Below are 22769 nucleotides of genomic sequence, written 5' to 3' on the forward strand. Positions count from 1 at the left end.
AGGTCATCGGTGGACAGCGTGGGCTCCTTAGTTGGTCGGTTTCTCCTCGGACCACCAGCTTAGGTCCCTGTCGCTGGTGATATGCGCGTTTGGCCACGGATGCGACGGGTTGCACATCTTCCGCGCCTCAGGCGGGCAGCCGCTCCGGCACAGCAGAATGGAGGCATGGAGAAAGCTCCCGGCAACATCGCGGTCCTGGAAACGCCCCCGGCCCCCGCGCCCGCCGCGCCCCTCGGCTTCGCCGCCGTGCTCGACGAGGACAGCAAGCGCCGCGACCTCTGGCGGATGAAGGCGCTGGCTACCGGGCTACTCGCGGTCGCAACGGCGATCTATCTGTTCTGTCGCTGGCTGGAATCGCGCGGCAGCGGTGGTGGCTGGGTGGACTATGTGCGCGCGGCGTCGGAGGCGGGCATGGTCGGCGCGCTGGCCGACTGGTTCGCCGTCACCGCGCTGTTCCGGCATCCGCTCGGCCTGCCGATTCCGCACACGGCGATCATCCGGAAGAAGAAGGACCAGCTCGGCGAGAGTCTCGGTACCTTCGTCGGCACCAACTTCCTTTCCCCCGAGGTGGTTTCGGCGAAGGTGACCTCGGCGCAGATCTCCTGGCGGGTCGGCAGGTGGATGGCCGATCCGGGTCACGCCGCGCGGGTGGCCGAGGAGAGTTCGACCCTGCTGCGTGCGGCGGTGGACGTGCTGCGCGACGAGGACGTCGAGCAGATCATCGACCAGACGATCGTTAAACGGATCGCCGAACCGCTCTGGGGGCCGCCGATCGGGCGGGTGCTCTCGGAGTTGCTCGCCGACAACCGGCAGCTGGTGCTGCTGGACCTGCTCGCCGAGCGCGCGCATCAGTGGGCGCTCGGCTCGCAGGAGACGATCGACCGGATCGTCTTGCGCGACGCACCACAATGGGCGCCGAAATTCGTCAACATTTTGCTTTCCGAACGGATCTACCGCGAACTCGTCGAGTTCACCTGGAAGGTCAGGTCGAACCCGGAGCACGAGGTGCGGCTGGCCGCGAATCGTTTTCTCGAGGAATTCGCCGACGATCTGCAACACGACGACGCCATGATCAAGAAGGCGGAGCGGATCAAGGCGCAGATCATGGGCCGCGACGAAATCACCGGCATGGCCTCGGCGACCTGGCGCGCGGCCAAGCGATTGATCTTGGAATCGGCCGACGATCCGAACAGCACGTTGCGGCGTAAGGTCGGCGAGAACGTGCAGCAACTCGGCGAGCGGTTGCGCGACGACGCGGATATGCGCGCGAAGGTGGACGGCTGGATCGACCGGGGGGCAAGGTATCTGGTCGGGAACTATGCCGGGGAGATCAGCACGCTGGTCACCGATACGGTTGCCAGGTGGGATGCGGACGAGGCAAGCAAGAAGATCGAATTGCAGGTCGGGCGTGACCTGCAATTCATCCGCATCAACGGAACGGTCGTCGGTTCGCTTGCGGGCCTGGTGATTTACACAATTTCGCAACTGATGTTCGGCGGCTGAGCGGTAGCGCGCCGAATGTTTGCCGAGAGGGTGCTAGCAGACTGCTTGCAATAGTTAGCACCCTGCCCTAGAATTGAACTCGTACAACCGCCAGAAGGTGAGTGATGGCAGACCAGCCCGAGGTTTCCGCCGAGTACACCGATAGTTCGGCCGAGCAATCGACCGGCGTCGGAGAAAAAGCGGCCCGCGTGTTAGACGCGGCGCACGACATCGGAGGCTTCATCAGGGCACAGCGAGAGGCCGCGCAAGTCTCGCTGCGTCAGCTCGCCACCCTTGCGGGAGTGAGCAATCCGTACCTCAGCCAGATCGAGCGCGGATTGCGCAATCCGTCCGCCGAGGTACTCGCGCAGATCGCCAAGGCACTGCGGGTGTCGTCGGAGGTGTTGTACGTCCGAGCCGGTTATCTCGAACAGCGGCCACACAGCCCGGTCCGGGATGCCCTGCTTGCCGATACGTCTGTCAGCGAACGGCAGAAGCAGGTACTGCTCGAAATCTATGAATCGTTTCGCCGGGAAAACGGAGGGAACGAGCCAGGGGGGGATGGGGACAGCGTCGTTCCGCGCACCACAACCGAAACTCCGCCACGCCAGGAGAACGAAATACCATGACCGAGAAGACCAACCCGACCGTGACCAAGCCGCTGCTCGCGACCGTCGGCGCCGGCGATGCCATCTACGCCGCCGTGACCGATGTCGTCACCCAGGTGCGTGAGCGCGCCGCGTCGACCGACGTCTCCGCCCGGGTCGAAGAGGCCCGTGAGCGCTTCGCCAACGTGCCCGCCGACGTGCAGGCCCAGTTCGAGACGCTGCGCGAGCGGCTGGCCGGACTGCCCTCGGAACTGCCGGAGGACCTCGCCGAGCTGCGCGAGAAGTTCACCCCCGAGGAACTGCGCTCGCTGGCCGACAAGTACTACCACCAGGTGCTCGACATCTACGCCGATCTCGCCGTGCGCGGCGAGGAGACGGTGGAGCGGCTGCGCGCCAACCACCTGGTCGAGGAGCAGATCGAGCGCGTCGAGGGCCTGTACAAGGACGCCGCGACCCGCGCCGAAGACGTGCTCGGCCGGGTCAACGGCCTGCTCGGCCGCCCGGCCAAGGTCGAGGAAGCGCCGGCCGCGCCGGTCGTCGACGCCGAGGTGGTCACGGTGACCACCGAGACCACCCCGGCCCCCGAGGCCAACGGCGCGCCGGTCGAGGATGTCGCGCCGGCTCCGGCCAAGAAGGCCCCGGCCAAGAAGGCTCCGGCCAAGAAGGCCGCGCCGAAGAAGGCTTGATCCACCCGGTTCACCGACCGGCCCGCTGCCCGATTTCCCAAGGGCCGCACCGGTATCGGAGTTCTACCGGACAACGCCCCCGCACACCCTGGTGTGCGGGGGCGTTGCTCGTATGATGGGACAGGTGAATATGGTGCACGGATTGACCGGGATGATCCTGCTCGTGCTGTGGCTGGCCGCGCTCGGCGCGACGATCTTCGCGCTGATCCATGCCGTGCGGCAGCGCCCGGACGCGTTCACCGCGGTGGACAAGCTGACCAAGCAGATCTGGCTGGCCATCCTCGGGGTCGCGGTGCTGCTCTTGCTGCTCTCGCCTGCCGGGCTCGGGTTGCTCTCGTTCATCGCCATCATCGCCACCGGCATCTATCTGGCCGACGTGCGGCCGAAGGTGGACGAGATCCAGCGGGGTCCGCGCTGGTAGGGGCGACACGCCCCGGCGCAGGTCGGCGGGCGGTTTCCTCCGGTCCCCGGGTTCGGACGTCGAATACTCGATAACTTTTCGAGTGCTAGCACTAGCTAGCAGCGCGCATCGGAGTTACTGTATCTAGCAGTAACACAAAGGAGTGTCCGATGCGTGCCCTGCTGCCCACTGCGTTGGTGAACTTCCCGGAACAGCTTCGCGGGAAGCTCGACGCCCACCGCGCGAACCTGCGCTCGCGTACCTACGCGACCACCGCGTTCAACCCGCCCGCCATCGCGCCCGAGGTGATCCCGGTGATCACCAAGGACGGCACCCGGCTGCGCGTGCACGCCTACGGGCCCGCCGACCGGCCGGTGATCGTGCTGGTGCACGGCTGGAGCTGCTGCATCGAATACTGGAACGCGCAGATCAACGCCTTCGCCGGCGAGTATCGCGTGGTCGCCTACGACCAGCGCGGCCACGGCGAGAGCGAGCGGGGCGACAGCCCGCTGAGCATGGATCTGCTCGCCGACGACCTGGCCGCGGTGCTCGACGCGGCGCTGCGCCCCGGCACCCGGGCCGTCCTGGTCGGCCACAGCCTCGGCGGCATGACCCTGCAGGCATGGGCCGGACGCTATCCCGACCACGTCGCCAAGCAGGCGCTCGCGGTCCTGCTGACCAACACCGCGCCCGATCGGCTGGTCCTCGAGACCACCGTGATCCCGCTGCTGAACCGGCCGATGCGACTGCTGGAACTCAAGGTCCCGCTGCCGTTCCTGTTCGGCCGCTTCGGCCTCGGCGCGCCGCTGGTCTTCCCGCCCATCGCGCCCGTGCGCTGGCTGTTCGCGCGCTCGATCATGACCACCAAGGCCAAGGGTGACCTGCTCGACTACAGCATGGCCATCGTGCGCTCGTGTCCCGCGATGGTGCGGGCCAGGTTCGGCAGGCTGCTCGCCGACATGAACGTGGGCGAGGCCGCGCGCAATCTGGTGGTGCCGACCACGGTGATCGCCGGCGAGTTCGACGACATGACCCCCGTGGTGCATTCTGAGCGGATCGTCCAGATGCTCAGGGAAACCGGCAGTCTCGCGCGCTTCACCACGCTCCCGACCGGGCACCTGGGCAACACCGAGGCGTTCGAGCAGTTCAACGAGGAGCTGGGCCACGTGCTCGAATCGGTGCGGCTGCGCACCGAGATCGCGGGCTGACGCTCGGCTCAGGTGGCAAGCCCCCTGCGGGTCGGGTATGGCAGGCGACGTGCTCAGCAACTACTCCAGAAACCTGGGACAGGTCTTCAGCTTCGGACCGCAGGTCAGTTTCCCCGGAGATTTTGTGACGTAACCACAGCCAGATGACCACGCCGGAACTCGACGCCGCGCATCCCGACATGCGCCTGAAGCCGGGTACGGCCGGCGACGCGCTCAGCACTACTCGAGTGAAAACCTGGGTAGGTCTTCAGCTTTCCCTCGTTAGGTCACGTTGGGATATGCCGGGTGTGCGCCCGGTGAGTCAGGTGCGCCTGCTCCCAGAGATGATCGATAGTGCTGAGCACGTCAGGTGGGGTCCCCGACCTGCTTACGCAGTTGGTATGGGCAGCGCGCGGGTTCCAGCGTGGTCATCGGGTTGTGGTCCGGTTCAAAGAGGCTTGGGAAACGAGCTGCATCGAGGCGAGTCAAAAGGTTGTTTTCGTATCGAGGTGAGTCAAAAGGTTGTTGTTGAAGATCATTTGGCGACCTTTTGACTCGACTCGACTCAGGTGAAGACGACTGTGCGGCGGCCGTGGACGAGTACCCGGCCTTCGAGGTGCCAGCGGAGGCCGCGGGCCAGGACGACGCGTTCGATGTCGCGGCCTTGGCGGACCATGTCGCGCACGTCGTCGGCGTGGTCGATGCGGCTCACGTCCTGCTCGATGATGGGTCCCGCGTCCAGTTCCGCCGTGACGTAGTGGCAGGTGGCGCCGATCAGCTTCACGCCGCGGGCGAACGCCTGGTGGTACGGGCGGGCGCCGACGAACGACGGCAGGAAGCTGTGGTGGATGTTGATCGCCCGGCCGGTCCAGTGCGCGCACAGTTCCGGCGGCAGCACCTGCATGAAGCGGGCCAGCACCACGGCGTCCGGATTGTGCGCGTCGACCAGCGAACGGACCTCGGCGAAGGCGGGCCCGCGCTCGGCCGGGTCCTTCGGGAACGGGACGTGATGGAACTTCACCCCGTGCGCCTCGGTCATCTCGGCCAGATCGGGATGATTGCCGATCACCGCCTCGATGGTCGCGGGCAGCTCGCCGCTGGCCGCGCGGCCGAGCAGGTCGTGCAGGCAGTGCCCGTCCTTGCTGACCAGCAGCACGGCCCGGCGGCGGGCGCCGGAATCGAGCAGCTGCCATTCCGTCTCCGGTCCCAGCTCGCCCGCCACGCCGGCGAATCGGTCGCGCAGTTCGGCGAGCCCGAATGGCACGGTCGAGGCCTTGATCGCCTGCCGGGTGAAGAACCAGCCGCTGTCGGCGTCGGAGTGGTAACCCGCCTCCACGATCGAGCCGCCGAACTCGGCGATGAACGAGGTGATCCGGGCGATGATGCCCGGCCGGTCGGGGCAGCCGAGGGTCAGCACGAAACGGCGGTCGTCCACGGCGGGTAGAGCGGCACTCATGCACGCCATCCTTCCAGGTCACGCCGGATGGCCGAGCTCCACCCGCGGTCCGGGAGGACGGGGCGACGGGTCAGAGTTCGTAAAACGGTTCGGGGTAGCGGAATTCGCCGGTGATGCGCGGGTCGTAGGCGCTGAGCGAGCGGACCTGGAAGTGCGTCACCCAGGACGGATCGTCCGGGGTGATGCCGAGGCGGGCGGCCGGGACGAAGCCGAACCGGGGGTAGTAGTCGAGGTGGCCGACCAGACCGACCAGCGGTTCGTCGAGTGCGTCGGCGGCGCCGAGGACGGCGTGCATGAGCGCCGAGCCGACACCGGTGCCCTGATGTTCGGCGAGCACGCCGATCGGGCCGAGCGCCAGCACCGGGAACGGGCCGATGCTCGCCCTGGTCAGGCACACGTGGCCGATCACCGTCCGATACTCCACCGCGACCATCGACAGGGTCGGGATCCAGCCGGGGTCGCTGCGCAACCGGGCCACCAGATCGACCTCCGGCGGATCGGCGCCGTCGTCGGCCTGCGGTTCACCGGTGAGTTCGGTCAGGTCGTCGTCGGGGTGGTGCGGACCGAACGCGCTGCGATGCACCGCCGCGATTCCGGCGATGTCGTCGGCGCGTTCGCGACGGATCAACACGGTGTCGTCTCCTCCCGAACCAAGTAGGGGTCCATCCGGCACACGTTAATCAGTCGACCGCTTCGTCACTACCGGCGATCCGGCACCAGGTACGAGTGTGCGGGAAGGGTCGCCAGGCGCGCAACGGAATTCGCCATAGGTGTGCCAGACTCTCAGCTCATGGCAAGTTCCGCGTCACCGACCAGGGCCGAAGTGGCCGCCATGATCGATCACACACTGCTGGCGCCGGGGGCGACCCCCGACGACGTCGCCGCGCTGATCTACGAAGCCCGCGAACTAGGGGTGCTGGCCGTCTGCGTCTCGCCGTCGATGCTGCCGGTACAGGCGCCGGGACTGGTGGTGGCGACCGTCGCCGGATTCCCGTCCGGCAAACATCATTCGCTCGTCAAGGGCGCCGAGGCCCGGCTGGCGGTGGACCAGGGCGCGGCCGAGGTGGACATGGTCATCGACGTCGGCGCGGCGCTCGCGGGGGACTACAACGCGGTGCTCGCCGATATCCTCACGGTGCGCGAGGCGATGGGCGATCGCGCCGTGCTCAAGGTGATCATCGAGGCGGCGGCGCTGCCGGACGAGGCGATCGTCGAGGTCTGCCGGGTCGCCGAGCGCGCAGGCGCGAATTTCGTGAAGACCTCCACGGGTTTCCACCCGGCGGGCGGTGCCAGCGTGCACGCGGTCGAGCTGATGGCCGCGACCGTCGGCGGGCGGCTGGGGGTCAAGGCGAGCGGCGGCATCCGTACCGCCGAGGCCGCGGCGCAGCTGATCGCGGCGGGGGCGACGCGACTCGGGCTGTCGAAGTCGCGCGAGGTACTCGACGGGTTTCCCGCCTGATCGTCGAAAAGGCCCGAACCCCGGCTGATTTCGCGCGGCAGTGCACGAAATCGGCCGAGGTTCAGTGGTTTTCGTGCTACGAGCAGGTCGCGCCCGCGTTCTGATCGGCGGCGGGCAGTTCGGAGCGCGTGCCCGCGAGCTCGACCGCGATGCCGTCGTCGGTGACCTTCACCTCGGTCGGCCGCATGTTGTACGGGTAGCTCTGCAGGCTCTTGGTGAACACCTCGACGATGCCCTGCACCAGGTCGGTGGGCAGGCCCATACCGAGCAACTGCGCCGACATGGTCTCCACCTCGATCACCCCGCCCTTGATCACCGGCTTCACCTGCAGCTGCGCCAGGCCGCCGAGCACGTCCAGGTTCAGCAGGTTCGAGCTCGCGGACGACTTCACGCCGCTGACCAGACCGCCGAGCGTCTGCCGGATGCCGTCGTTGTTCCAGGTGACGTCGGCCGAGGAACTGCCGATCACGCCGCCGCCGCGCCCGTTGTCGGTGACCTCGACGTCGTGGAACTCGGCGTGCACCACCATGCCGACCGCGGGGCCGAACTTGGTGTCGTCGCTGTCCACCTTCACCGTCGGCACCTTGCCGTCGAACCAGGTGATCAGCATCGGCTTGGCGCCGAAGCTCACGTCGATCTTCGAACCCATCTCCTTCTCGAATTGCGTACTGATGCAGCGAGACACGGTGTGTCTGGCGTACGCCTCGCCGCCGACCAGGGCCGTGACGAGCAATATCGCTACCACGATCAGGGCGATCAGCAGGGTCCGCCGGTTGGTCGTCCTGGTGGACGGAGGCTGGGTGCTCATGCGGCTGATTCTTCCCCACGTTTCTGTGCCGTCTCTGAGGGCCCATTGTGGGGTTCGAATGTGACGTCTGACACAAGAATCGAGCGTAGCCTGATGACCATGGCTGGCGATGCGGCGGGCCGCGCCCTCGGTTCCGCGGACCACGGATGGCGGGTGTTGCGCCGATTGGCCGGTCGGCACGCGGGTTTCTTCACCACCCGGCAGGTCCTGCGCACCCACTGCGAGGCGCGGGTGCGGATCGCGCTCGGCGACGGCTCGGTGACCAGGGCCGGGGTCGGCCTGCTCCGACTATCCGAGTGGCCGGCCGGTCCGCTCGACGAATACGCCATGTGGGCGGCCTGGTTCGACGGCGCCGCGGCGGTCTCGCACCACAGCGCGGCCGAGCTACACGGCATCGGCCGGCTACGCCCCCGCTTCCTGCATCTGTCCGTCGGGTCCGGCCGCCCGCCGGTGACCCCGCGCCTGGTGGTGCTGCGGCGCTCACTGATCGGCACCGAAATCGAATCGGCGGGCGCGTTCCTGGTGACGACCCCGCTGCGCACCGTGCTCGATCTGGCCGAGGGCGACATCGGCCAGTCCGCGCTGGACGAGGTGGTCGCCGACGCGCTCGCCATCAACCGCTGCACCAGCGACGAAATCCGCACCGCCGCAGGCACTCTCAGCCCCCGCGCGGCCTCCCGGCTGTACCGCGCGTTGACCGGCGCCTGAGCCGGGCGCGCGCTACGCCGAATCCGCCCGGGGCGGTTCGCCATTCGGGGCAACCGTGGTCCAGGGGACCGACAGTACGCAGTCGCGCATGCGGCGGCGGTAGGGGCGCAGTGGGAAGCCTTCGTGGCGTAGGGATTCGGCGGTGGCGCGCCAGCGGACGCGCGGGCCGAAGGGGGCAAGGGGGGCGGCGCGGGCCCAGGCCCGGTCGGCGGCGGTGAGCAGGGTATGAATGGGCTCGCCCGGAATGTTGCGGTGGATCAGGGCTTTCGGTAGTCGTTCGGCGAGGTCGGAGGGCTGCTCGACGGTGAACGGGTCCCAGGCGAGGGTGAGCGATCGCGGGCCGGAGCGGTCGAGCAGGACCCACGCGCAGCGGCGGCCGAGCTCGTCGCAGGTGCCGTCGATCAGCAGGCCGTCCGGCGCCAGCCCGGACCGGATGGTCGACCAGGCTTCGGGCACCGCAGATTCCGGGTACTGGCGCAGGACGTTGAACGCGCGCACCAAAACCGGTCGCAGACCGGCCAATTCGAATCCGCCGCGGGCGAAGCGCACGCCGTCCCGGCCGGGCACCACGCGGTCCGGGTCGATCTCCAGCCCGACGACGCGCACGTCCGGGCGCACGGTGCGCAGCCGTTCCGCCAATTCCAATGTCGTCCACGGGCTCGCGCCGTACCCGAGATCGACGACCAGCGGGTCGGCGGCCGCCCGCAGCCGCCCGGTCACCAGTTCGTCGTGGGTCAGCCAGCGATCACTGCGCCGTAGCCGATTGACACCGGTGGTACCGCGGGTGATGGTGCCGACCGGTTTGGTCAGCTGGTTGGGTGGTGGTCGTCCAGCCACTGCACCGTGAATTCCGCTTCGGCCCGGAACAGATCGACCAGGTTCACCAGCATCAGCTGCTCCAGCCGGGGGCCGACCATCGGGATGAACACCTTGGCCTCGGAGGAGAAGCGCATGGTGCAGCCGGTGTCGGTGGGGAACAACCGGATGGTGCCGCCGAGACTGCCCGGCCCGGCCGGGATCGAGGCCGAGTACTTGCCGTCGATCTCCTCGGCGCCGAACGGCCCGTAGCTCTCCTTGCGGGTGATGATCATGTCCTTGCGCATCACCGCCTGCGCGATCTCCGGCAGCATCTCGCGCGGCAGAACGTGGTGCAGCTCGACGTCGATGCCGCTGTCGCCGGCCGTCAGCTGCGCGACCTCGTTGCCCGGTGAGTACTTCCGCATCTCGGCCATCCGCGCGTCCCAGTAGTCGCGGCTGGACAGCGCCGCGTACAGCTCTTTGGTGGTGTGCAGCGGGTAGCGCGCGGAGTAATCGAGTCGACGGGCCATGAGTCGAGAGATTACTGGGCTGTGTTTTCGGCCGCGCGGGCGCGGCAGGTTCGTGGCCCGAGACGGCAGCATCGCGCATCGATTCGATGAGGGGTGGCGGTCGGGCGACGGGTGGGCCTCGCGTCCGAGCTGTCGAGACTCGCGCCTGCGGCGCATGCGCTTCGACAGCTCGGACGCGAGACGGGCCACGAACGGCGCTCGATTTCCTCGCGCGTGGTGGTCGTTTGGGCGGCATCCGTCATTCCGCATCGGTGCCTGGAGCGTGATCAGTGCGAGTCGAGCCAGGTGTTGGTGAACTCTTCCTCGTTCTTCAGCACCTCGGTCAGGTGTTCGGCGATCGCGGACTCGATCTTGCCGCCGAACAGCGGGATCTTCACCTCGATGGTGCCCTTGGCGGCGGCGGTGGAGCCCGCGCCGTCGTCGGTCAGCGTGATGGTGCCGCGCACCTCGGCGGGCGCGCCGTCGACGGTCGCCTGGAAGGTGGCCGAGTCGCCGTCCCAGGTCTCCACCCGGGGGATGATCAGGTCGCCGGGGCGCACCGCGGTGATCGCGGCGGGCAGCAGCTCGGCGGCGATGGCCTGCACCAGCTGCACCCGGATCTGGTCGCCGTCGACCTGGACCGAGTCGAGCCGGGCGTTCGGCCCGCCCACCTCGGCGACGCGGTCCTTCCAGTACTGATCGTTCGCGAACGCCGCGCGCACGGCGGCAGCGGGATGCGAGTAGCGGGCCGTGTACGCCAGCGGTGTAGCCATGGTCGGACACGCTACCGTCTGCCTGTGCGAACTTCACGTGTGGTGCCGTCGGATGTGCTGGCCGCCACCGGCGCCCGGATCCGCGAATCGGTGCCGCTGGCCGAGCTGACCACGCTGCGGGTCGGCGGGCCCGCCACGGTCGCCGAGTGCACCACCACCGAATCGCTGGTGGCGACGGTGCGCGCGCTGGACGAGGCGGGCATTCCGGTACTGCTCATCGCCGGCGGTTCCAACCTGCTGATCAGCGACGACGGGTTCGACGGGGTGGCGGTCCTGGTGGCGACCGACGGCGTCGAGCTCGGTGCGGACGGCGTGCTGGCCGAGGCGGGCGCGAACTGGGACGCGGTGGTCGCGGCGACGGTCGCGGCGGGCCTCGGCGGCCTCGAATGCCTGTCCGGAATCCCGGGTTCGGCCGGCGCGACCCCGGTGCAGAACGTCGGCGCGTACGGCGCGGAGGTGGCGAACCTGCTGCGCCGGGTGCGGCTGCTCGACCGGCACACCGGCGCGATCCGCTGGGCCGAGCCCGCCGAACTCGGATTCGGTTACCGCACCAGCGTGCTCAAGCACCGCGACGACGCCGTGGTGCTGGCCGTCGAGTTCGCGCTCGACCCGACCGGCGCGAGCGCGCCGCTGCGCTATGGCGAGCTCGCCACCGCGCTCGGCGCCGCCGACGGCGAATCCCGGCCTGCCGCCGAGGTCCGTGCGGCGGTGCTGCGCCTGCGCGCGGGCAAGGGCATGGTGCTCGATCCGGCCGACCACGACACCTGGAGCGCGGGCTCGTTCTTCACCAATCCGGTGGTGCCCGCGGACCGGGTGGCCGAGGTGCGCGCCGCGATCGCGGCACATGTGGGAGATGTCACGGTGCCCACCTATCCGGCGCCGGACGGGGTCAAATTCTCCGCGGGCTGGCTGATCGAACGGGCCGGCTTCGCCAAGGGTTTTCCCGGCGCGGACGCCCCGGCCCGGCTGTCCACCAAACACACCCTTGCGCTCACGAATCGCGGTGCCGCGACCGCCGCGGATCTGGCCGATCTGGCCAGGACGGTGCGCGATGGTGTGGCCGCGCGATTCGGCATCCGGCTGGAGCCCGAACCCGTCACGGTCAATGTGCCGGTGTAACCGGGTGAAACGGACACCACACCTTTCGCTAGCCAATCGAACGAGTTTGCCCGCGTAAATTCGATGGCGTGAGCAACCGTCCAGGGATCCGCAGACCGGTCGCCGCTGTCTCGGCCGTGCTCCTCGTCGTGGTCGCCTTGGTGGCCGGATGCAGCAGCGGTAGCGGCGGCAACAACAGCACGCCCCGCGATCCCGGCCCGGTGGCCAAGGTGAGCTTCGCGCCGGAGAACGACGCCACGAAGGTCAACCCGGCCGCGCCGGTCTCGGTCACCGTCGCGAACGGCACCATCGATCAGGTCGCGCTGACCAACGCCGCGGGCAAGCAGGTGGCCGGCGAATTCAGCCAGGACAAGCGCAGTTACAAGATCAGCGAGGCGCTCGGCTACGACGCCACCTACACCTGGTCGGGCACCGCGATCGGCACCGACCACAAGCCGGTCCCGATCGAGGGCAAGTTCAGCACGCTCGCGCCGAAGAGCACCGTCCCGGCGACCATCAACATCGCGGACAACCAGGAGGTCGGCATCGCCGCGCCGATCATCCTGCAGTTCAAGGCTTCCGTGCAGAACAAGGCCGCGGTGGAGAAGGCGCTGACCGTCACCACCGACCCGCCCACCGAGGGCGCATGGGCCTGGTTCCCGGACGACAACGGCTCCCGAGTGCACTGGCGCCCCAAGGACTACTGGGTCCCCGGCACCACCGTGCACGTCTCGGCCAAGCTCTACGGGCTCGATCTCGGCGGCGGCAACTACGGATACACCGATCTCACCACCGATTTCCGCATCGGCCGCAGCCAGATCGTCAAGGCCAACGCGCCGAGTCACCGGATGCAGGTGGTCCGGGACGGCAAGACCGTCTTCGATTTCGCGGTCAGCTACGGCGAGGGCAACGAGCCGCGCAACGTGACCCGCTCCGGGCTGCACGTGGTCACCGAGAAGTACGAAGACTTCCTGATGTCGAATCCGCCGTTCTACACCAACGTTCGCGAGCGCTGGGCCGTACGCATCTCCAACAACGGCGAATTCATCCACGCGAACCCGGAATCCGTGGGCGCCCAAGGATCTTCGAACGTCACCAACGGCTGCATCAACCTCTCGCCCAGCGATGCCCAGGCGTACTTCCCGACCGCGCTCTACGGCGATCCGGTGGAGGTGACCGGCACCTCCATCCCGCTGTCCGCCGCGGACGGCGATCTCTACGACTGGACCATCGACTGGGCCACCTGGAAAACCATGTCCGCCGAGGACGGTTCCACCTCGGTCGTTTCCGCGACCCCGGTCGCACCCGGCCCGCCCCGCTAGGCTCGAGCTCGATCGAGATCGCGGTGTGAGGTTCGGAGGGTGACAGGGTGAGTGGTCGTGCAGCGGTGCTCGGTCCCGGTGGAGTGGTCGGCACCGCCTGGTTGCTCGGCGTCGTGGAAGGCTTGCGCCGCAACCGCATCGAGCTCGCGGACGCCGATCTGCTCGTCGGCACCTCGGCCGGCGCGATCGCCGCGGCCGGGCTGGCCGACGGCCGGGATCTGAACGCCTACGCCGAACTTCCGCCCGACGACGGCAGCCCGCTGATCGTGGATCCCGCGGTGACGGCGGAGGTGTTCGAGGTGCTGCGCGGCACCGGCAGTGCGTCCAGCAAACTGCATCGCGTCGGCAAACTCGCGTTGCGGGCGCACACCAGCCCGGAGCGGGAGCGCATCGAGCGGATGAAAGTTCTGGTGGGCGAGGGTGATTGGCCGCATCCCCAGCTGCTGATTCCCACCGTGGACATCGATTCCGGCGAGCCGAAGGTCTGGCGGGCCACCGACGGCATACCGGTGCACCAGGTCATCACGGCGAGCACCGCGATGCCCGGCCTGGCCGCGCCGGTCACCATCGGAGCGCACCGCCACATCGACGGTGCGCTCCGCAACGGCTCGAATGCCGATCTGGCCGAAGGCAATTCGACGCTGATCCTGATCGAGCCGCTGGCCAACGCGTTCCCCACCACGGTGCCGTCGAGCGCGCAGCGGGTCGCCCGGATCATCCCGGACGCCGCCGCGCTCCGCGCCTTCGGCCCTGACCTCGACGATCGGTCGAGCTGGCCGGTGGTGTTCACCGCGGGCCTGCGCCAAGGCCGGGCCGCCGCCGACGAGGTGCGCGCGGTCTGGCGCTGACTAGCGCCGCAGCGACGGGTCGAGATCGGGATCGTTCTCGATCTCCCGGTCGGCCGCCCGCTGGGCGCGCACCGCGTCGTGCCGCTCGGCCAGCAGGTCGCGGATCTCGATGAGCAGCTCGGTCTCGGTCGGCTCGGCCGCCTTGGTGGTGCCGAAGCGGTTCTTGATCGTCTTCATCGGCAGCATCAGCACGAAGTACAGCACCGCGGCGACCACGAAGAAGTTGATGAACGCGGTCAGGATCGGGCCGATCTGGATGAAGGTCGCGGGTTTGTCCGCGATCAGCTGAACGCCGAGTCCCAGCTCGTTCTGGCTGCCGAACACCGCCAGCAGGGGATTGACCACACCCTTGGTCACCGAGGTGACCACCGCGGTGAACGCGGTGCCCATCACGACGGCGACGGCCAGGTCGATCACATTCCCGCGCATCAGGAACTCTTTGAAGCCCTTGAACATGAGCAGAAAACCCCAATCTGATGTAGACGACGTCAAAGCATCAGATGCTAACGGCCGGAGGTAACTGGCGAAGATTCGGCAAACCTTCCGCTAACCCTCGGTCGACGGTGGGTGATTCGGATCGGCTATCAGTGTTCAGGAGCGCCGGGCGAAGCGCCCCGCGTCCGCCTGATCGCGCGGCTTGACGATGATCTGGTCCAGATTCACGTGCGACGGCCGGGACGCGACGAAGCCGACGATCTCCGCGATGTCCTGCGCGACCAGCGGGTCGATCCCCTCGTACACCTTGGCGGCGCGCTCCTCGTCGCCGTCGAAGCGAACCAGGGAGAACTCGGTTTCCACTGCGCCGGGCGCGATTTCGGTGAGCCGCACCGGCTGGCCGAGCAGCTCGCCGCGCAGGGTGCGGTGCAGCACGGCCTGGGCGTGCTTGGCCGTGGTGTAGCCCGCGCCGTTGTCGTAGGCGACGAAGGCGGCGACCGAGGTGATGGTGACGATGAGGCCGTCGCCGGAGGCGATCAGCTTGGGCAGCAACGCCTTCGTGAGCCGCAGCGTGCCGAGCACGTTGGTCTCCCACATCCAGCGCCAGTCGTCCAGGTCGGCGTCGGCGACGGTGGCCAGGCCCTTGGCGCCGCCCGCGTTGTTGACCAGCACGTCGGCCCGCTCGATCGCGGCGGTGAAGGCGGCCACCGACTCGTCCGAGGTGACGTCGAGTTCCAGTGCGGTGCCACCGATCTCGTCGGCGACGCGCTGCAGGCGGTCGAGCCTGCGGGCACCGACGTAGACGTGATAGCCCTGTTTGGCCAGTTCGCGGGCGGTGGCCTCGCCGATGCCGGAGCTGGCTCCGGTGACGACAGCGGTGCGAGTGCTCATGCCTGCGCCTCGCTGGCGCTCGGCTCCGGCACGAGCACACTCGTGGCTGTCTTAATGGTTCGCTCGCTGCGCTCGCTCATGAAAGAAATCCTAGGTGTCCGTCGTTTGCGGGCAGGGGCGCTGTTGCGGGGATCACCGTTAGCCTGAGCGGTATGGCTATTCGGGACGCGGTGAGCGCGGACGGCACCAACATCGTCTACCGAGTGAGCGGCCCGGCCGGCGCGCGTCCGCTGCTGCTCTTGCACGGCTGGTCGGCGAATCTGCGCTGCTGGGGACGGGCCGCCGACGAGCTCGCCGCCCGGTTCCGGGTGCTCGCCGTCGACCTGCGCGGCCACGGCTACTCCGACGCGCCGGCCGCGGGCTACGACGACCCGAAGAACTGGGCCGCCGATGTCGCGGCCGTGCTGGCGGGCGAGCGCATCGAGTCCGGCGCGATCCTGCTCGGCTGGTCCTACGGCGGCATCGTGCTCAGTGACTACCTGACCGCGTACGGCACCGACGCGATCGCGGGCATCGTCTTCAGTAGTTCGCAGGCCAATATCGGCCGCGGGGTGCCCGGTGCGGCGGCCGGCTCGGCGATGCAGGCCGCGATGCCCGGCGTCTTCGAGGAGAGCGCGGGACGCGCGGTGCGGGCCTTCGGCGCCTTCGGCAACGCCAACACCGGCCCCGGCGCAGACAAGGGCGCCGACGCTCAGCGACTGTTCGGCACGAGCCTGGCCACCCTGCCCGCGGTGCGCAAGGCGCTGTTCTATCGCACCGCCGACAACACCGAAACCCTTCGCACACTGGATATCCCGGCGCTGGTGCTGCACGGCACCGACGACCCGGTGGTGCCGATCGAGAACGGCCGCTACGTCTACGAGGCGGTGCCGGACGCGCGCGCGTCGTTCTGGGAGGGCAGTCAGCACGGGCTGTTCATCGAGGACCCGGCTCGCTTCGCCGGCGAGATCAGCATGTTTGCCGACAGCCTCTGAATTCCGGCCACGCGCGCCCTTTCTCCTGGGCATTCCGGAAAATAGCGCGTTTGCCGCCTGTGAGGGAGTTCACTGCGGCCCTGTGATAGCTCTCACTCGAGCGCGTGACGGTGTGGAGGCCGGGAATCCAACGTGCACTATGGATGGTGTGAGTCAACGCCCGGACCTACGGCCGAACCGTGTCGCCGTGCTATCGGTGCATACCTCACCACTGGCTCAGCCGGGCACCGGCGACGCGGGCGGCATGAACGTCTACGTGCTGCAGACCGCGCTCCAGCTGGCCCGGCGCGGCACCGAGGTCGAGATCTTCACCCGGGCCACCGCCTCCAATCTGCCGCCCGTGCAAGAGGCTGGCCCCGGCGTGCTGGTGCGCAACGTGGTCGCCGGCCCGTTCGAGGGACTCGACAAACACGACCTGCCGACCCAGCTCTGCCCGTTCACCGCGGAGGTGCTGCGCCAGGAGGCCAGGCATCTGCCCGGCTACTACGACCTCGTGCACTCGCACTACTGGCTGTCCGGCCAGGTCGGCTGGCTGGCCCGGGATCGCTGGCGGGTGCCGCTGGTGCACACCGCGCACACGCTGGCCGCGGTGAAGAACGCCGCGCTCGCCGAGGGCGACTGTCCGGAGCCGCTGACCCGCGAGATCGGCGAGAAGCAGGTGATCAGCGAGGCGGATCGGCTGGTTGCCAACACCGCGGACGAGGCCAGGCAGCTGGTCGAGCTGTACGGCGCCGAGCCCGAACGCATCGATGTGGTGCCGCCCGGCGCGGACCTGACCCGGTATCAGCCGGGCGACAAGGCCGCCGCCCGCGCGGCGCTCGGCCTGGCCGCGGACGAACAGGTCGTCGCGTTCGTCGGCCGGATCCAGCCGTTGAAGGCGCCGGACGTGCTGGTGCGTGCCGCGGCCGAGGTGCTGCGCGCGGACCCGGCGCACCGGCTGCGCGTGCTGATCGTCGGCGGTCCGTCGGGCACCGGACTGGAACGCCCGGACGCGCTCATCGAACTGGCCGCCGCGCTCGGCATCGCCGACCGCGTCACCTTCCTGCCGCCGCAACCGCCGGACCGGCTCGTATTGGTCTATCGCGCAGCCGATCTGGTCGCGGTGCCCAGCTACAACGAGTCCTTCGGCCTGGTCGCGATCGAGGCCCAGGCCAGCGGGACCCCGGTGCTGGCCGCCGATGTCGGCGGCCTCGGCACGGCGGTCCGGCACGGCGAAACCGGCCTGCTGGTGCCCGGCCACCGGACCCCGGATTGGGCCGGCGCCCTCGGCTATCTGCTCGACGACCCCGACCGGCTGCGCCGGATGAGCGGGCGCGCGGTCGAGCATGCCGCCAACTTCTCCTGGGAGCACACCGCCGACGGATTACTCGCCAGCTACTCCGCAGCACTCGCCGATTTCCGGGCCGAGCGGGTCGCCGTCGGCGCCGGCCGGATGAGCGGCGCGCTGCATGACGACGTGCGCGAACGGGTACCCGGTGAACGCATTAGCCTGGAATCCAGTCAGGCCAGGTCGCGGGCGCTGTGGCGGCGTCGGATGGGAGCACGCCGGTGAACGAGGTACAGGCAAGCGCTCAGCTGATCGAGGAAACCCTGCGCGAACGCGAGATCGAGTACGACCGGTCCGGCGCGGAGACGTTCGTCGTCGTCCTGCCAGGTGAGCGCAAGCTGAAGACCAGCGTCATGCTCACCGTCGGCAAGCACGGGGTCCGGATCGAGTCGTTCGTCTGCCGCAAGCCGGACGAGAACTTCGAGGGCGTCTACAAGTTCCTGCTCCGCCGCAACCGCAGGCTCTACGGCGTGGCCTACACCCTGGACCGGGTCGGCGACATCTACCTGGTCGGCCAGATCGCCACGCACGCCCTCACCGCCGATGAACTCGACCGGGTGTTCGGGCAGGTGCTCGAGGCCGTGGACGCCGATTTCAACGTGCTGCTCGAGCTCGGTTTCGCCGAATCCATTCGCAAGGAATGGAAATGGCGGGTCTCGCGCGGGGAATCGCTGAAGAACCTGCGTGCCTTCGAACACCTGGTAGACGCGGCCGACAAGCCGTAAATTCTCTGCGATGACGGTTCTCGCGCTGGACATCGGCGCCTCGAAGTTCGCGGCAGGCCTGGTACACGACGGCACGAACGTGCACGACGTGCGCCAGATCGTGGTGCCGCCCGAGGGGGTCTGGGCGGCCTGCCGCGCCCTGCTGCTCGAGGTCGCCGGGGACGAACCGATCACCGCGGTCGGCATCGGCTCGGCCGGGCCGGTCGACGTGCGCACCGGGGTCACCGCCCCGCTGAACATCCCCGAATGGAAGTCCGGCTTCGAGATCGTGGCCGCCGTGCAGAAGCTGTTCCCCACGGCGGCGATCAGTTTCGCCATCGACGGCGCCTGCCTGGCTCTGGCCGAGCAGCACGTGGGCGCGCTGCGCGGGATCCCGAACGGGCTGGCCATGACCGTCTCCTCCGGGATCGGCGGCGGGATCATCGCCGACGGCCGGGTGGTCGTCGGACGGACCGGCAATGCCGGGCACATCGGTCATATCGTGGTGCCCGGCTGGGACACGCCGTGCCTGTGCGGCGGCGTCGGCTGTGTCGAGGCGGTCGCCAGCGGCATGTCCTCGGTGCGCTGGGCGACCAAGCAGGGCTGGCAGGGCACGACCGGCAAGCAACTGTCCGAGGCCGCGCAGGCCGGCGACGAGATCGCCCTGGCCGCGCTGCACCGGGCAGGCACCGCGCTCGGTCAGGCGATCGCCTCGGCCGCCGCGCTGCTCGACGTGGACATCTGCGTCATCGGCGGCGGTTTCGCACAATCCGGTGAGCCACTGTGGAAACCGATGCGCGCGGCGCTGGCCAAGCACGCCCGCCTCGAGTTCACCCGCGAGCTGCGGGTCGAACTGTCCCGGATCAGCAACGGCGCCACCCTGGTCGGCGCCGGTGTGCTCGCCACCGGGCAGGCCACGGCCGACGAGATCGGCTGAGACCTGAATGGAACAATGGGCCGCATGACCTACACCCTCGTGCTGCTGCGCCACGGCGAGAGCGAATGGAATGCCCTGAATCTGTTCACCGGCTGGGTGGACGTGCATCTGACCGACAAGGGCATCGCCGAGGGCAAGCGCGCGGGGGAGCTGCTGGCCGAGCACGGCATCCTGCCCGACGTCGTCTACACCTCGCTGCTGCGCCGTGCGATCAGCACCGCCAATCTCGCGCTGGACGCCGCCGACCGGCACTGGATCCCGGTGGTCCGGGACTGGCGGCTCAACGAGCGGCACTACGGCGCGTTGCAGGGCAAGAACAAGGCCCAGGTGCGGGACAAGTACGGCGATGACCAGTTCATGCTGTGGCGGCGCAGCTACGACACCCCGCCGCCGGCCATCGACCCGGGCGACGAGTACAGCCAGGAGGGCGATCCGCGCTACGCGGGCATCGAGGTGCCGAAGTCCGAATGCCTGCTCGATGTGGTCAAGCGGATGGTCCCGTACTGGGAGGACACCATCTCCAAGGACCTGCTGACCGGCAAGACCGTGCTGGTCGCCGCGCACGGCAACTCGCTGCGCGCGCTGGTCAAGCACCTCGATCAGATCTCCGACGAGGACATCGCGAGCCTGAACATCCCGACCGGCATCCCGCTGCGGTACGAGCTGGACGAGAACCTGCGTCCGGTCCGTCCGCGGGAGTACCTGGACCCGGAGGCGGCCGCCGCGGGCGCCGCCGCTGTCGCCAATCAGGGTGGCAAGTAGCCTTTTCGGCGAAATCGAGCGCGCCGTGTCCTGAATAGGGCACGGCGCGTTGGCTTTTCGGCGCGAAGTTGCCGAATCCCCTGCGCGTGAGCGGGTTTCCTGCGCACTGTGCCGCCACGTCGAGCGGGCTGCTTCGGTCCGCGCCGGACTACGGGCGCGATCGTGGTTCTGCTGCCGGGTTGCCCGCGGACTCCGGTGCGCCGCGCTCCGCGCCGGTCGGACGTGTTCTCCGACACAGCGCCGGGCTGAGCGCCAGCGCTGAATGGCAGGTTCGGTCGAGTGCACAGTGAGCGTTGGTTCTCCTGTGGGCCTGCCGGTGGAACGCCTGTTACCTGCGCTTTGGGCGTGGCATGATCTCACCGGTTGCTGTATGTGAACCCCTATTCGAAATCGATACGTGTTACCCCTTGTCCTTACCGACAAGTAGGTATGTACACTTTGGGCGTTCGACCAGTCCGAGAGGAAGATCACGCCTGATGAAGCACGTGTTGCGCGCAACAGTCGCGGCGGTTGCCGCCGCGATGCTCGTCCCGTTCCTCACCAGCGGCGCTTCCGCCGCACCGGCCCCGACCGGTCCCGACGGCGGAGCCGCGGGCGCGGCGTGGCAGGCGACCCAGGACGGTGCGCAGCAGTACCCGAACATCAACATCCAGTGGGATGTCCCGATCACGATGAGCGACGGAACTGTCCTGAAGGGCAACGTCTATCGCCCCGCGGACGCGGCGGGCCGGCCGATCGATACGCCGACGCCGACCGTCGTGAACCTCACCCCGTACACCAAGCTGGTGTCGAACCTGGCCGACCACGCGCAGGCCATCCCCGGCCTGTCCGACGCGCTGTTCGGGCTGCTCCGCCAGATCGACCTGAGCGGCACTCCGCTGTCCGGGGTCACCGACCTGACCAAGGGCTTCGCGGGCGGCGAGCTGCGCAACTTCACCGTGGACCGCCAGCTGATCAAGAGCGGTTACTCGCAGGTGGTCGTCGACGTGCGCGGCACCGGCTTCTCCCAGGGCGTCTGGGACATGCTGCGCCAGCGCGAGCAGCAGGACACCGTCGAGGTGATCGACTGGGCCGCGCGCCAGCCCTGGTCCAACGGCCGCATCGGCATGAACGGCATCTCCTACTCCGGCATCAATCAGGTGCAGGCCGCGGAGAAGCATCCGGCCGCGCTGCAGGCGATCTTCCCCGTCGTGCCGGGCAGTGACCTGATGAACGACGTGCTCGCCCCCGGCGGCGGCTTCGGCTTCAACTTCATCCCGCTCTGGCTGACCGCGATCAACGGGCTCAAGCTGGTGCCCGACCTGGCCTCGGTGCTCAACGGGCAGTTCGACACCCAGTGGCTGGCCGATCGGGTGCGAGATCCGTTGACCTTCATGGATGTTCTGCTCAACGTCTACACCACCGCCCGCATCGACGATCTGGACCCGCGGGCCAAGGAACTGCTCACCGGCACCTCCACCCCGCGGCAGGGCTGGCTGGGTGATCCGTCCAAGGTTCAGGTGCCGACCTTCGTCACCGGCGGCTGGCACGACCTGTTCACCTACTCGGAATCCAAGATCTACAACGAGATTCCGCTGCCCGCCGGGCAGAAGCAGCTGCTGATGGGCAACACCTACCACGTCAATTCCGGCAACGAGTACGCCAAGCCCGGCCTGCCGCCGCGCCTGGACGTGTTGCAGCGCGCGTGGTTCGACAAGTGGCTCAAGGACATCGACAACGGCATCGATCGCTATGGTCCGATCACGTTGCGCCAGCAGGGCGGCGGCTGGATCACCACCGACTCGTTCGCCGAGCCCACCGAGGGCGCGGGCGCGCAGGAGCCTGCGCATCGGCGGATGTATCTGTCCGCCAACCGAAGCGGCACCGCGAACAGCGTGTACGACGGATCGCTCACCGCGGCGGCCAACGGCGACACCGCGCGGCTGACCGTCGCGCCTGGCCTGACCAGCCTGTGCTCCAACGACGCGGCACAGGGCAGCGCGGGCATCCTGTCGATCATCGACGGCTGCGCGAAGGACTCGCGGATCGAGGAGTCCAACGGGCTGACCTTCACCAGCGCGCCGGTGGCCGAGCCGACCACCATCTCCGGCCGGATCGCGGTGCGGCTCAACACCGTTCAGGATGCGCCGGACGGGTACTGGGTGACCACGGTGAACGACGTCGCGCCGGACGGGCAGTCGACCGTGCTGTCCTCCGGGCAGATCATGGCGTCGCTGCGCGAGGTGGACGAGGCCAACAGCAGCAAGTCGGCCAACGGCGACTACACCGACCCGCGGGCGTTCACCTCGCTGGATCACCGGCAGCCGACCGTGCCCGGCGAGGCGACGACCCTGGACATCGCGCTGCCCGCCACCGAGGCGATCCTGCAACCGGGCCACCGGCTGCGCGTCGACGTCTACGCGGGCAACTTCCCGAAGGGCCTGCCGATCCTGCCGATGCTGATCGACACCGGCCTCAAACCGCAACACGTGCAACTGGATCCGAACCGGCCGAGCTTCGTCAATGTGCCGGTGCGCGGGAATCCCGGTTGGTGATTCCGGACTGATCTCCGACAGGGCGTCTTCGGCTCGAGCGTTTCGAGCGAAGGCGCCCTGTCG

The 22769-nt window shown here is 68.6% G+C and carries 25 protein-coding genes; 17 read left to right on the plus strand and 8 right to left on the minus strand.

The window, feature by feature from the left end:
- Positions 1–165: 165 nt before the first annotated feature.
- From ACFQ9K_RS20080 to ACFQ9K_RS20105, 6 genes are all read left to right on the plus strand, one after another.
- Positions 166–1503, plus strand: coding sequence for a DUF445 domain-containing protein (locus ACFQ9K_RS20080; protein ID WP_378720010.1), 1338 nt, complete (start codon positions 166–168; stop codon positions 1501–1503).
- Between the two features lie 104 nt (positions 1504–1607).
- Positions 1608–2111: a helix-turn-helix domain-containing protein gene (locus ACFQ9K_RS20085; RefSeq protein ID WP_223884760.1), complete on the plus strand. Its 504-nt coding sequence runs from the start codon at positions 1608–1610 to the stop codon at positions 2109–2111.
- Positions 2108–2776: a heparin-binding hemagglutinin gene (locus ACFQ9K_RS20090; protein ID WP_378720009.1), complete on the plus strand. Its 669-nt coding sequence runs from the start codon at positions 2108–2110 to the stop codon at positions 2774–2776. Before ACFQ9K_RS20085 ends, ACFQ9K_RS20090 begins: the two co-directional genes overlap by 4 nt.
- A 115-nt stretch (positions 2777–2891) precedes the next feature.
- Positions 2892–3197: a DUF2516 family protein gene (locus tag ACFQ9K_RS20095; RefSeq protein WP_378720064.1), complete on the plus strand. Its 306-nt coding sequence runs from the start codon at positions 2892–2894 to the stop codon at positions 3195–3197.
- Between the two features lie 149 nt (positions 3198–3346).
- The gene (locus ACFQ9K_RS20100) at positions 3347–4384 is read left to right on the plus strand and encodes an alpha/beta fold hydrolase (RefSeq protein ID WP_378720007.1); all 1038 of its coding nucleotides are present in this window, start codon (positions 3347–3349) and stop codon (positions 4382–4384) included.
- A gap of 143 nt (positions 4385–4527) precedes the next feature.
- The gene (locus tag ACFQ9K_RS20105) at positions 4528–4917 is read left to right on the plus strand and encodes a hypothetical protein (RefSeq protein ID WP_378720005.1); all 390 of its coding nucleotides are present in this window, start codon (positions 4528–4530) and stop codon (positions 4915–4917) included.
- Between the two features lie 11 nt (positions 4918–4928).
- On the opposite strand, the gene purU is transcribed toward ACFQ9K_RS20105, so the two are convergent.
- Together purU and ACFQ9K_RS20115 are read right to left on the minus strand one after the other, a co-directional pair.
- Positions 4929–5819, minus strand: coding sequence for a formyltetrahydrofolate deformylase (purU, locus tag ACFQ9K_RS20110; RefSeq protein WP_378720003.1), 891 nt, complete (start codon positions 5817–5819; stop codon positions 4929–4931).
- Positions 5820–5889: 70 nt separating this feature from the next.
- Positions 5890–6450, minus strand: coding sequence for a GNAT family N-acetyltransferase (locus ACFQ9K_RS20115; protein WP_378720001.1), 561 nt, complete (start codon positions 6448–6450; stop codon positions 5890–5892).
- 159 nt (positions 6451–6609) lie between these two features.
- Here ACFQ9K_RS20115 and deoC point away from each other — a divergent pair, with 159 nt between their 5' ends.
- Positions 6610–7278: a deoxyribose-phosphate aldolase gene (gene deoC, locus ACFQ9K_RS20120; protein WP_378719999.1), complete on the plus strand. Its 669-nt coding sequence runs from the start codon at positions 6610–6612 to the stop codon at positions 7276–7278.
- Between the two features lie 76 nt (positions 7279–7354).
- Here the strand turns inward: deoC and ACFQ9K_RS20125 are convergent, their stop codons facing one another.
- Positions 7355–8086, minus strand: a complete 732-nt coding sequence (locus ACFQ9K_RS20125) for a DUF2993 domain-containing protein (protein ID WP_378719997.1) — start codon at positions 8084–8086, stop codon at positions 7355–7357.
- Between the two features lie 99 nt (positions 8087–8185).
- Here ACFQ9K_RS20125 and ACFQ9K_RS20130 point away from each other — a divergent pair, with 99 nt between their 5' ends.
- Positions 8186–8794 (plus strand): hypothetical protein, encoded by a 609-nt coding sequence (locus tag ACFQ9K_RS20130; RefSeq protein ID WP_378719996.1) that lies wholly within the window; start codon positions 8186–8188, stop codon positions 8792–8794.
- 12 nt (positions 8795–8806) lie between these two features.
- On the opposite strand, the gene ACFQ9K_RS20135 is transcribed toward ACFQ9K_RS20130, so the two are convergent.
- The 3 genes from ACFQ9K_RS20135 to ACFQ9K_RS20145 all read right to left on the minus strand — a co-directional run bounded on the left by ACFQ9K_RS20135 (position 8807) and on the right by ACFQ9K_RS20145 (position 10874).
- The gene (locus ACFQ9K_RS20135) at positions 8807–9631 is read right to left on the minus strand and encodes a class I SAM-dependent methyltransferase (RefSeq protein ID WP_378719993.1); all 825 of its coding nucleotides are present in this window, start codon (positions 9629–9631) and stop codon (positions 8807–8809) included.
- Positions 9601–10122 (minus strand): DUF2505 domain-containing protein, encoded by a 522-nt coding sequence (locus ACFQ9K_RS20140; RefSeq protein WP_378719991.1) that lies wholly within the window; start codon positions 10120–10122, stop codon positions 9601–9603. Before ACFQ9K_RS20140 ends, ACFQ9K_RS20135 begins: the two co-directional genes overlap by 31 nt.
- Before the next feature lie 266 nt (positions 10123–10388).
- Entirely contained in the window at positions 10389–10874 is a 486-nt protein-coding gene (locus ACFQ9K_RS20145; protein ID WP_378722987.1) for a DUF2505 domain-containing protein, read from the minus strand.
- Between the two features lie 24 nt (positions 10875–10898).
- Here ACFQ9K_RS20145 and ACFQ9K_RS20150 point away from each other — a divergent pair, with 24 nt between their 5' ends.
- The 3 genes from ACFQ9K_RS20150 (at position 10899) to ACFQ9K_RS20160 (ending at position 14142) form a co-directional block, all read left to right on the plus strand.
- On the plus strand, positions 10899–11993 hold the full coding sequence (locus tag ACFQ9K_RS20150) for a UDP-N-acetylmuramate dehydrogenase (RefSeq protein WP_378722985.1): 1095 nt from the start codon (positions 10899–10901) through the stop codon (positions 11991–11993).
- Positions 11994–12061: 68 nt separating this feature from the next.
- A complete protein-coding gene (locus tag ACFQ9K_RS20155; RefSeq protein WP_378722984.1) occupies positions 12062–13294 on the plus strand; it encodes an Ig-like domain-containing protein in 1233 nt (410 codons plus the stop codon).
- A 47-nt stretch (positions 13295–13341) separates the two neighbouring features.
- Positions 13342–14142: a patatin-like phospholipase family protein gene (locus ACFQ9K_RS20160; RefSeq protein ID WP_378722983.1), complete on the plus strand. Its 801-nt coding sequence runs from the start codon at positions 13342–13344 to the stop codon at positions 14140–14142.
- On the opposite strand, the gene mscL is transcribed toward ACFQ9K_RS20160, so the two are convergent.
- Positions 14143–14598: a large conductance mechanosensitive channel protein MscL gene (mscL, locus tag ACFQ9K_RS20165; RefSeq protein WP_378722981.1), complete on the minus strand. Its 456-nt coding sequence runs from the start codon at positions 14596–14598 to the stop codon at positions 14143–14145.
- 135 nt (positions 14599–14733) lie between these two features.
- The gene (locus ACFQ9K_RS20170) at positions 14734–15468 is read right to left on the minus strand and encodes an SDR family NAD(P)-dependent oxidoreductase (protein WP_378722980.1); all 735 of its coding nucleotides are present in this window, start codon (positions 15466–15468) and stop codon (positions 14734–14736) included.
- A 152-nt stretch (positions 15469–15620) separates the two neighbouring features.
- On the opposite strand from ACFQ9K_RS20170, the gene ACFQ9K_RS20175 reads away from it, so the two are divergent.
- The 6 genes from ACFQ9K_RS20175 to ACFQ9K_RS20200 all read left to right on the plus strand — a co-directional run bounded on the left by ACFQ9K_RS20175 (position 15621) and on the right by ACFQ9K_RS20200 (position 22706).
- Positions 15621–16442, plus strand: a complete 822-nt coding sequence (locus ACFQ9K_RS20175; protein WP_378722979.1) for an alpha/beta fold hydrolase — start codon at positions 15621–15623, stop codon at positions 16440–16442.
- 139 nt (positions 16443–16581) lie between these two features.
- Entirely contained in the window at positions 16582–17994 is a 1413-nt protein-coding gene (gene mshA / locus ACFQ9K_RS20180; RefSeq protein ID WP_378722978.1) for a D-inositol-3-phosphate glycosyltransferase, read from the plus strand.
- Complete coding sequence (locus ACFQ9K_RS20185) at positions 17991–18494, plus strand: YbjN domain-containing protein (RefSeq protein ID WP_378722977.1); 504 nt, start codon at positions 17991–17993, stop codon at positions 18492–18494. The genes mshA and ACFQ9K_RS20185 overlap by 4 nt, the downstream gene beginning before the upstream one ends.
- 10 nt (positions 18495–18504) lie before the next feature.
- Positions 18505–19410, plus strand: coding sequence for an ROK family protein (locus ACFQ9K_RS20190; protein WP_378722976.1), 906 nt, complete (start codon positions 18505–18507; stop codon positions 19408–19410).
- Between the two features lie 24 nt (positions 19411–19434).
- On the plus strand, positions 19435–20172 hold the full coding sequence (locus ACFQ9K_RS20195; protein ID WP_378722975.1) for a phosphoglyceromutase: 738 nt from the start codon (positions 19435–19437) through the stop codon (positions 20170–20172).
- A gap of 476 nt (positions 20173–20648) precedes the next feature.
- Positions 20649–22706, plus strand: coding sequence for a CocE/NonD family hydrolase (locus ACFQ9K_RS20200; RefSeq protein ID WP_378722974.1), 2058 nt, complete (start codon positions 20649–20651; stop codon positions 22704–22706).
- Positions 22707–22769 lie beyond the last annotated feature (63 nt).

It is taken from the genome of Nocardia sp. NPDC056564 (assembly GCF_042793755.1).
Lineage (GTDB): Bacteria > Actinomycetota > Actinomycetes > Mycobacteriales > Mycobacteriaceae > Nocardia.

Excerpts from the sequence above, each read along its gene's own strand:
- ACFQ9K_RS20080 (WP_378720010.1), top strand. The coding sequence starts at position 166 with ATGGAGAAAGCTCCCGGCAACATCGCGGTCCTGGAAACGCCCCCGGCC.
- ACFQ9K_RS20085 (WP_223884760.1), top strand. The coding sequence starts at position 1,608 with ATGGCAGACCAGCCCGAGGTTTCCGCCGAGTACACCGATAGTTCGGCC.
- ACFQ9K_RS20090 (WP_378720009.1), top strand. The coding sequence starts at position 2,108 with ATGACCGAGAAGACCAACCCGACCGTGACCAAGCCGCTGCTCGCGACC.
- ACFQ9K_RS20095 (WP_378720064.1), top strand. The coding sequence starts at position 2,892 with ATGGGACAGGTGAATATGGTGCACGGATTGACCGGGATGATCCTGCTC.
- ACFQ9K_RS20100 (WP_378720007.1), top strand. The coding sequence starts at position 3,347 with ATGCGTGCCCTGCTGCCCACTGCGTTGGTGAACTTCCCGGAACAGCTT.
- ACFQ9K_RS20105 (WP_378720005.1), top strand. The coding sequence starts at position 4,528 with ATGACCACGCCGGAACTCGACGCCGCGCATCCCGACATGCGCCTGAAG.
- purU (WP_378720003.1), bottom strand. The coding sequence starts at position 5,819 with ATGAGTGCCGCTCTACCCGCCGTGGACGACCGCCGTTTCGTGCTGACC.
- deoC (WP_378719999.1), top strand. The coding sequence starts at position 6,610 with ATGGCAAGTTCCGCGTCACCGACCAGGGCCGAAGTGGCCGCCATGATC.
- ACFQ9K_RS20125 (WP_378719997.1), bottom strand. The coding sequence starts at position 8,086 with ATGAGCACCCAGCCTCCGTCCACCAGGACGACCAACCGGCGGACCCTG.
- ACFQ9K_RS20130 (WP_378719996.1), top strand. The coding sequence starts at position 8,186 with ATGGCTGGCGATGCGGCGGGCCGCGCCCTCGGTTCCGCGGACCACGGA.
- ACFQ9K_RS20140 (WP_378719991.1), bottom strand. The coding sequence starts at position 10,122 with ATGGCCCGTCGACTCGATTACTCCGCGCGCTACCCGCTGCACACCACC.
- ACFQ9K_RS20145 (WP_378722987.1), bottom strand. The coding sequence starts at position 10,874 with ATGGCTACACCGCTGGCGTACACGGCCCGCTACTCGCATCCCGCTGCC.
- mscL (WP_378722981.1), bottom strand. The coding sequence starts at position 14,598 with ATGTTCAAGGGCTTCAAAGAGTTCCTGATGCGCGGGAATGTGATCGAC.
- ACFQ9K_RS20170 (WP_378722980.1), bottom strand. The coding sequence starts at position 15,468 with ATGAGCACTCGCACCGCTGTCGTCACCGGAGCCAGCTCCGGCATCGGC.
- ACFQ9K_RS20175 (WP_378722979.1), top strand. The coding sequence starts at position 15,621 with ATGGCTATTCGGGACGCGGTGAGCGCGGACGGCACCAACATCGTCTAC.
- mshA (WP_378722978.1), top strand. The coding sequence starts at position 16,582 with ATGGATGGTGTGAGTCAACGCCCGGACCTACGGCCGAACCGTGTCGCC.
- ACFQ9K_RS20190 (WP_378722976.1), top strand. The coding sequence starts at position 18,505 with ATGACGGTTCTCGCGCTGGACATCGGCGCCTCGAAGTTCGCGGCAGGC.
- ACFQ9K_RS20195 (WP_378722975.1), top strand. The coding sequence starts at position 19,435 with ATGACCTACACCCTCGTGCTGCTGCGCCACGGCGAGAGCGAATGGAAT.
- ACFQ9K_RS20200 (WP_378722974.1), top strand. The coding sequence starts at position 20,649 with ATGAAGCACGTGTTGCGCGCAACAGTCGCGGCGGTTGCCGCCGCGATG.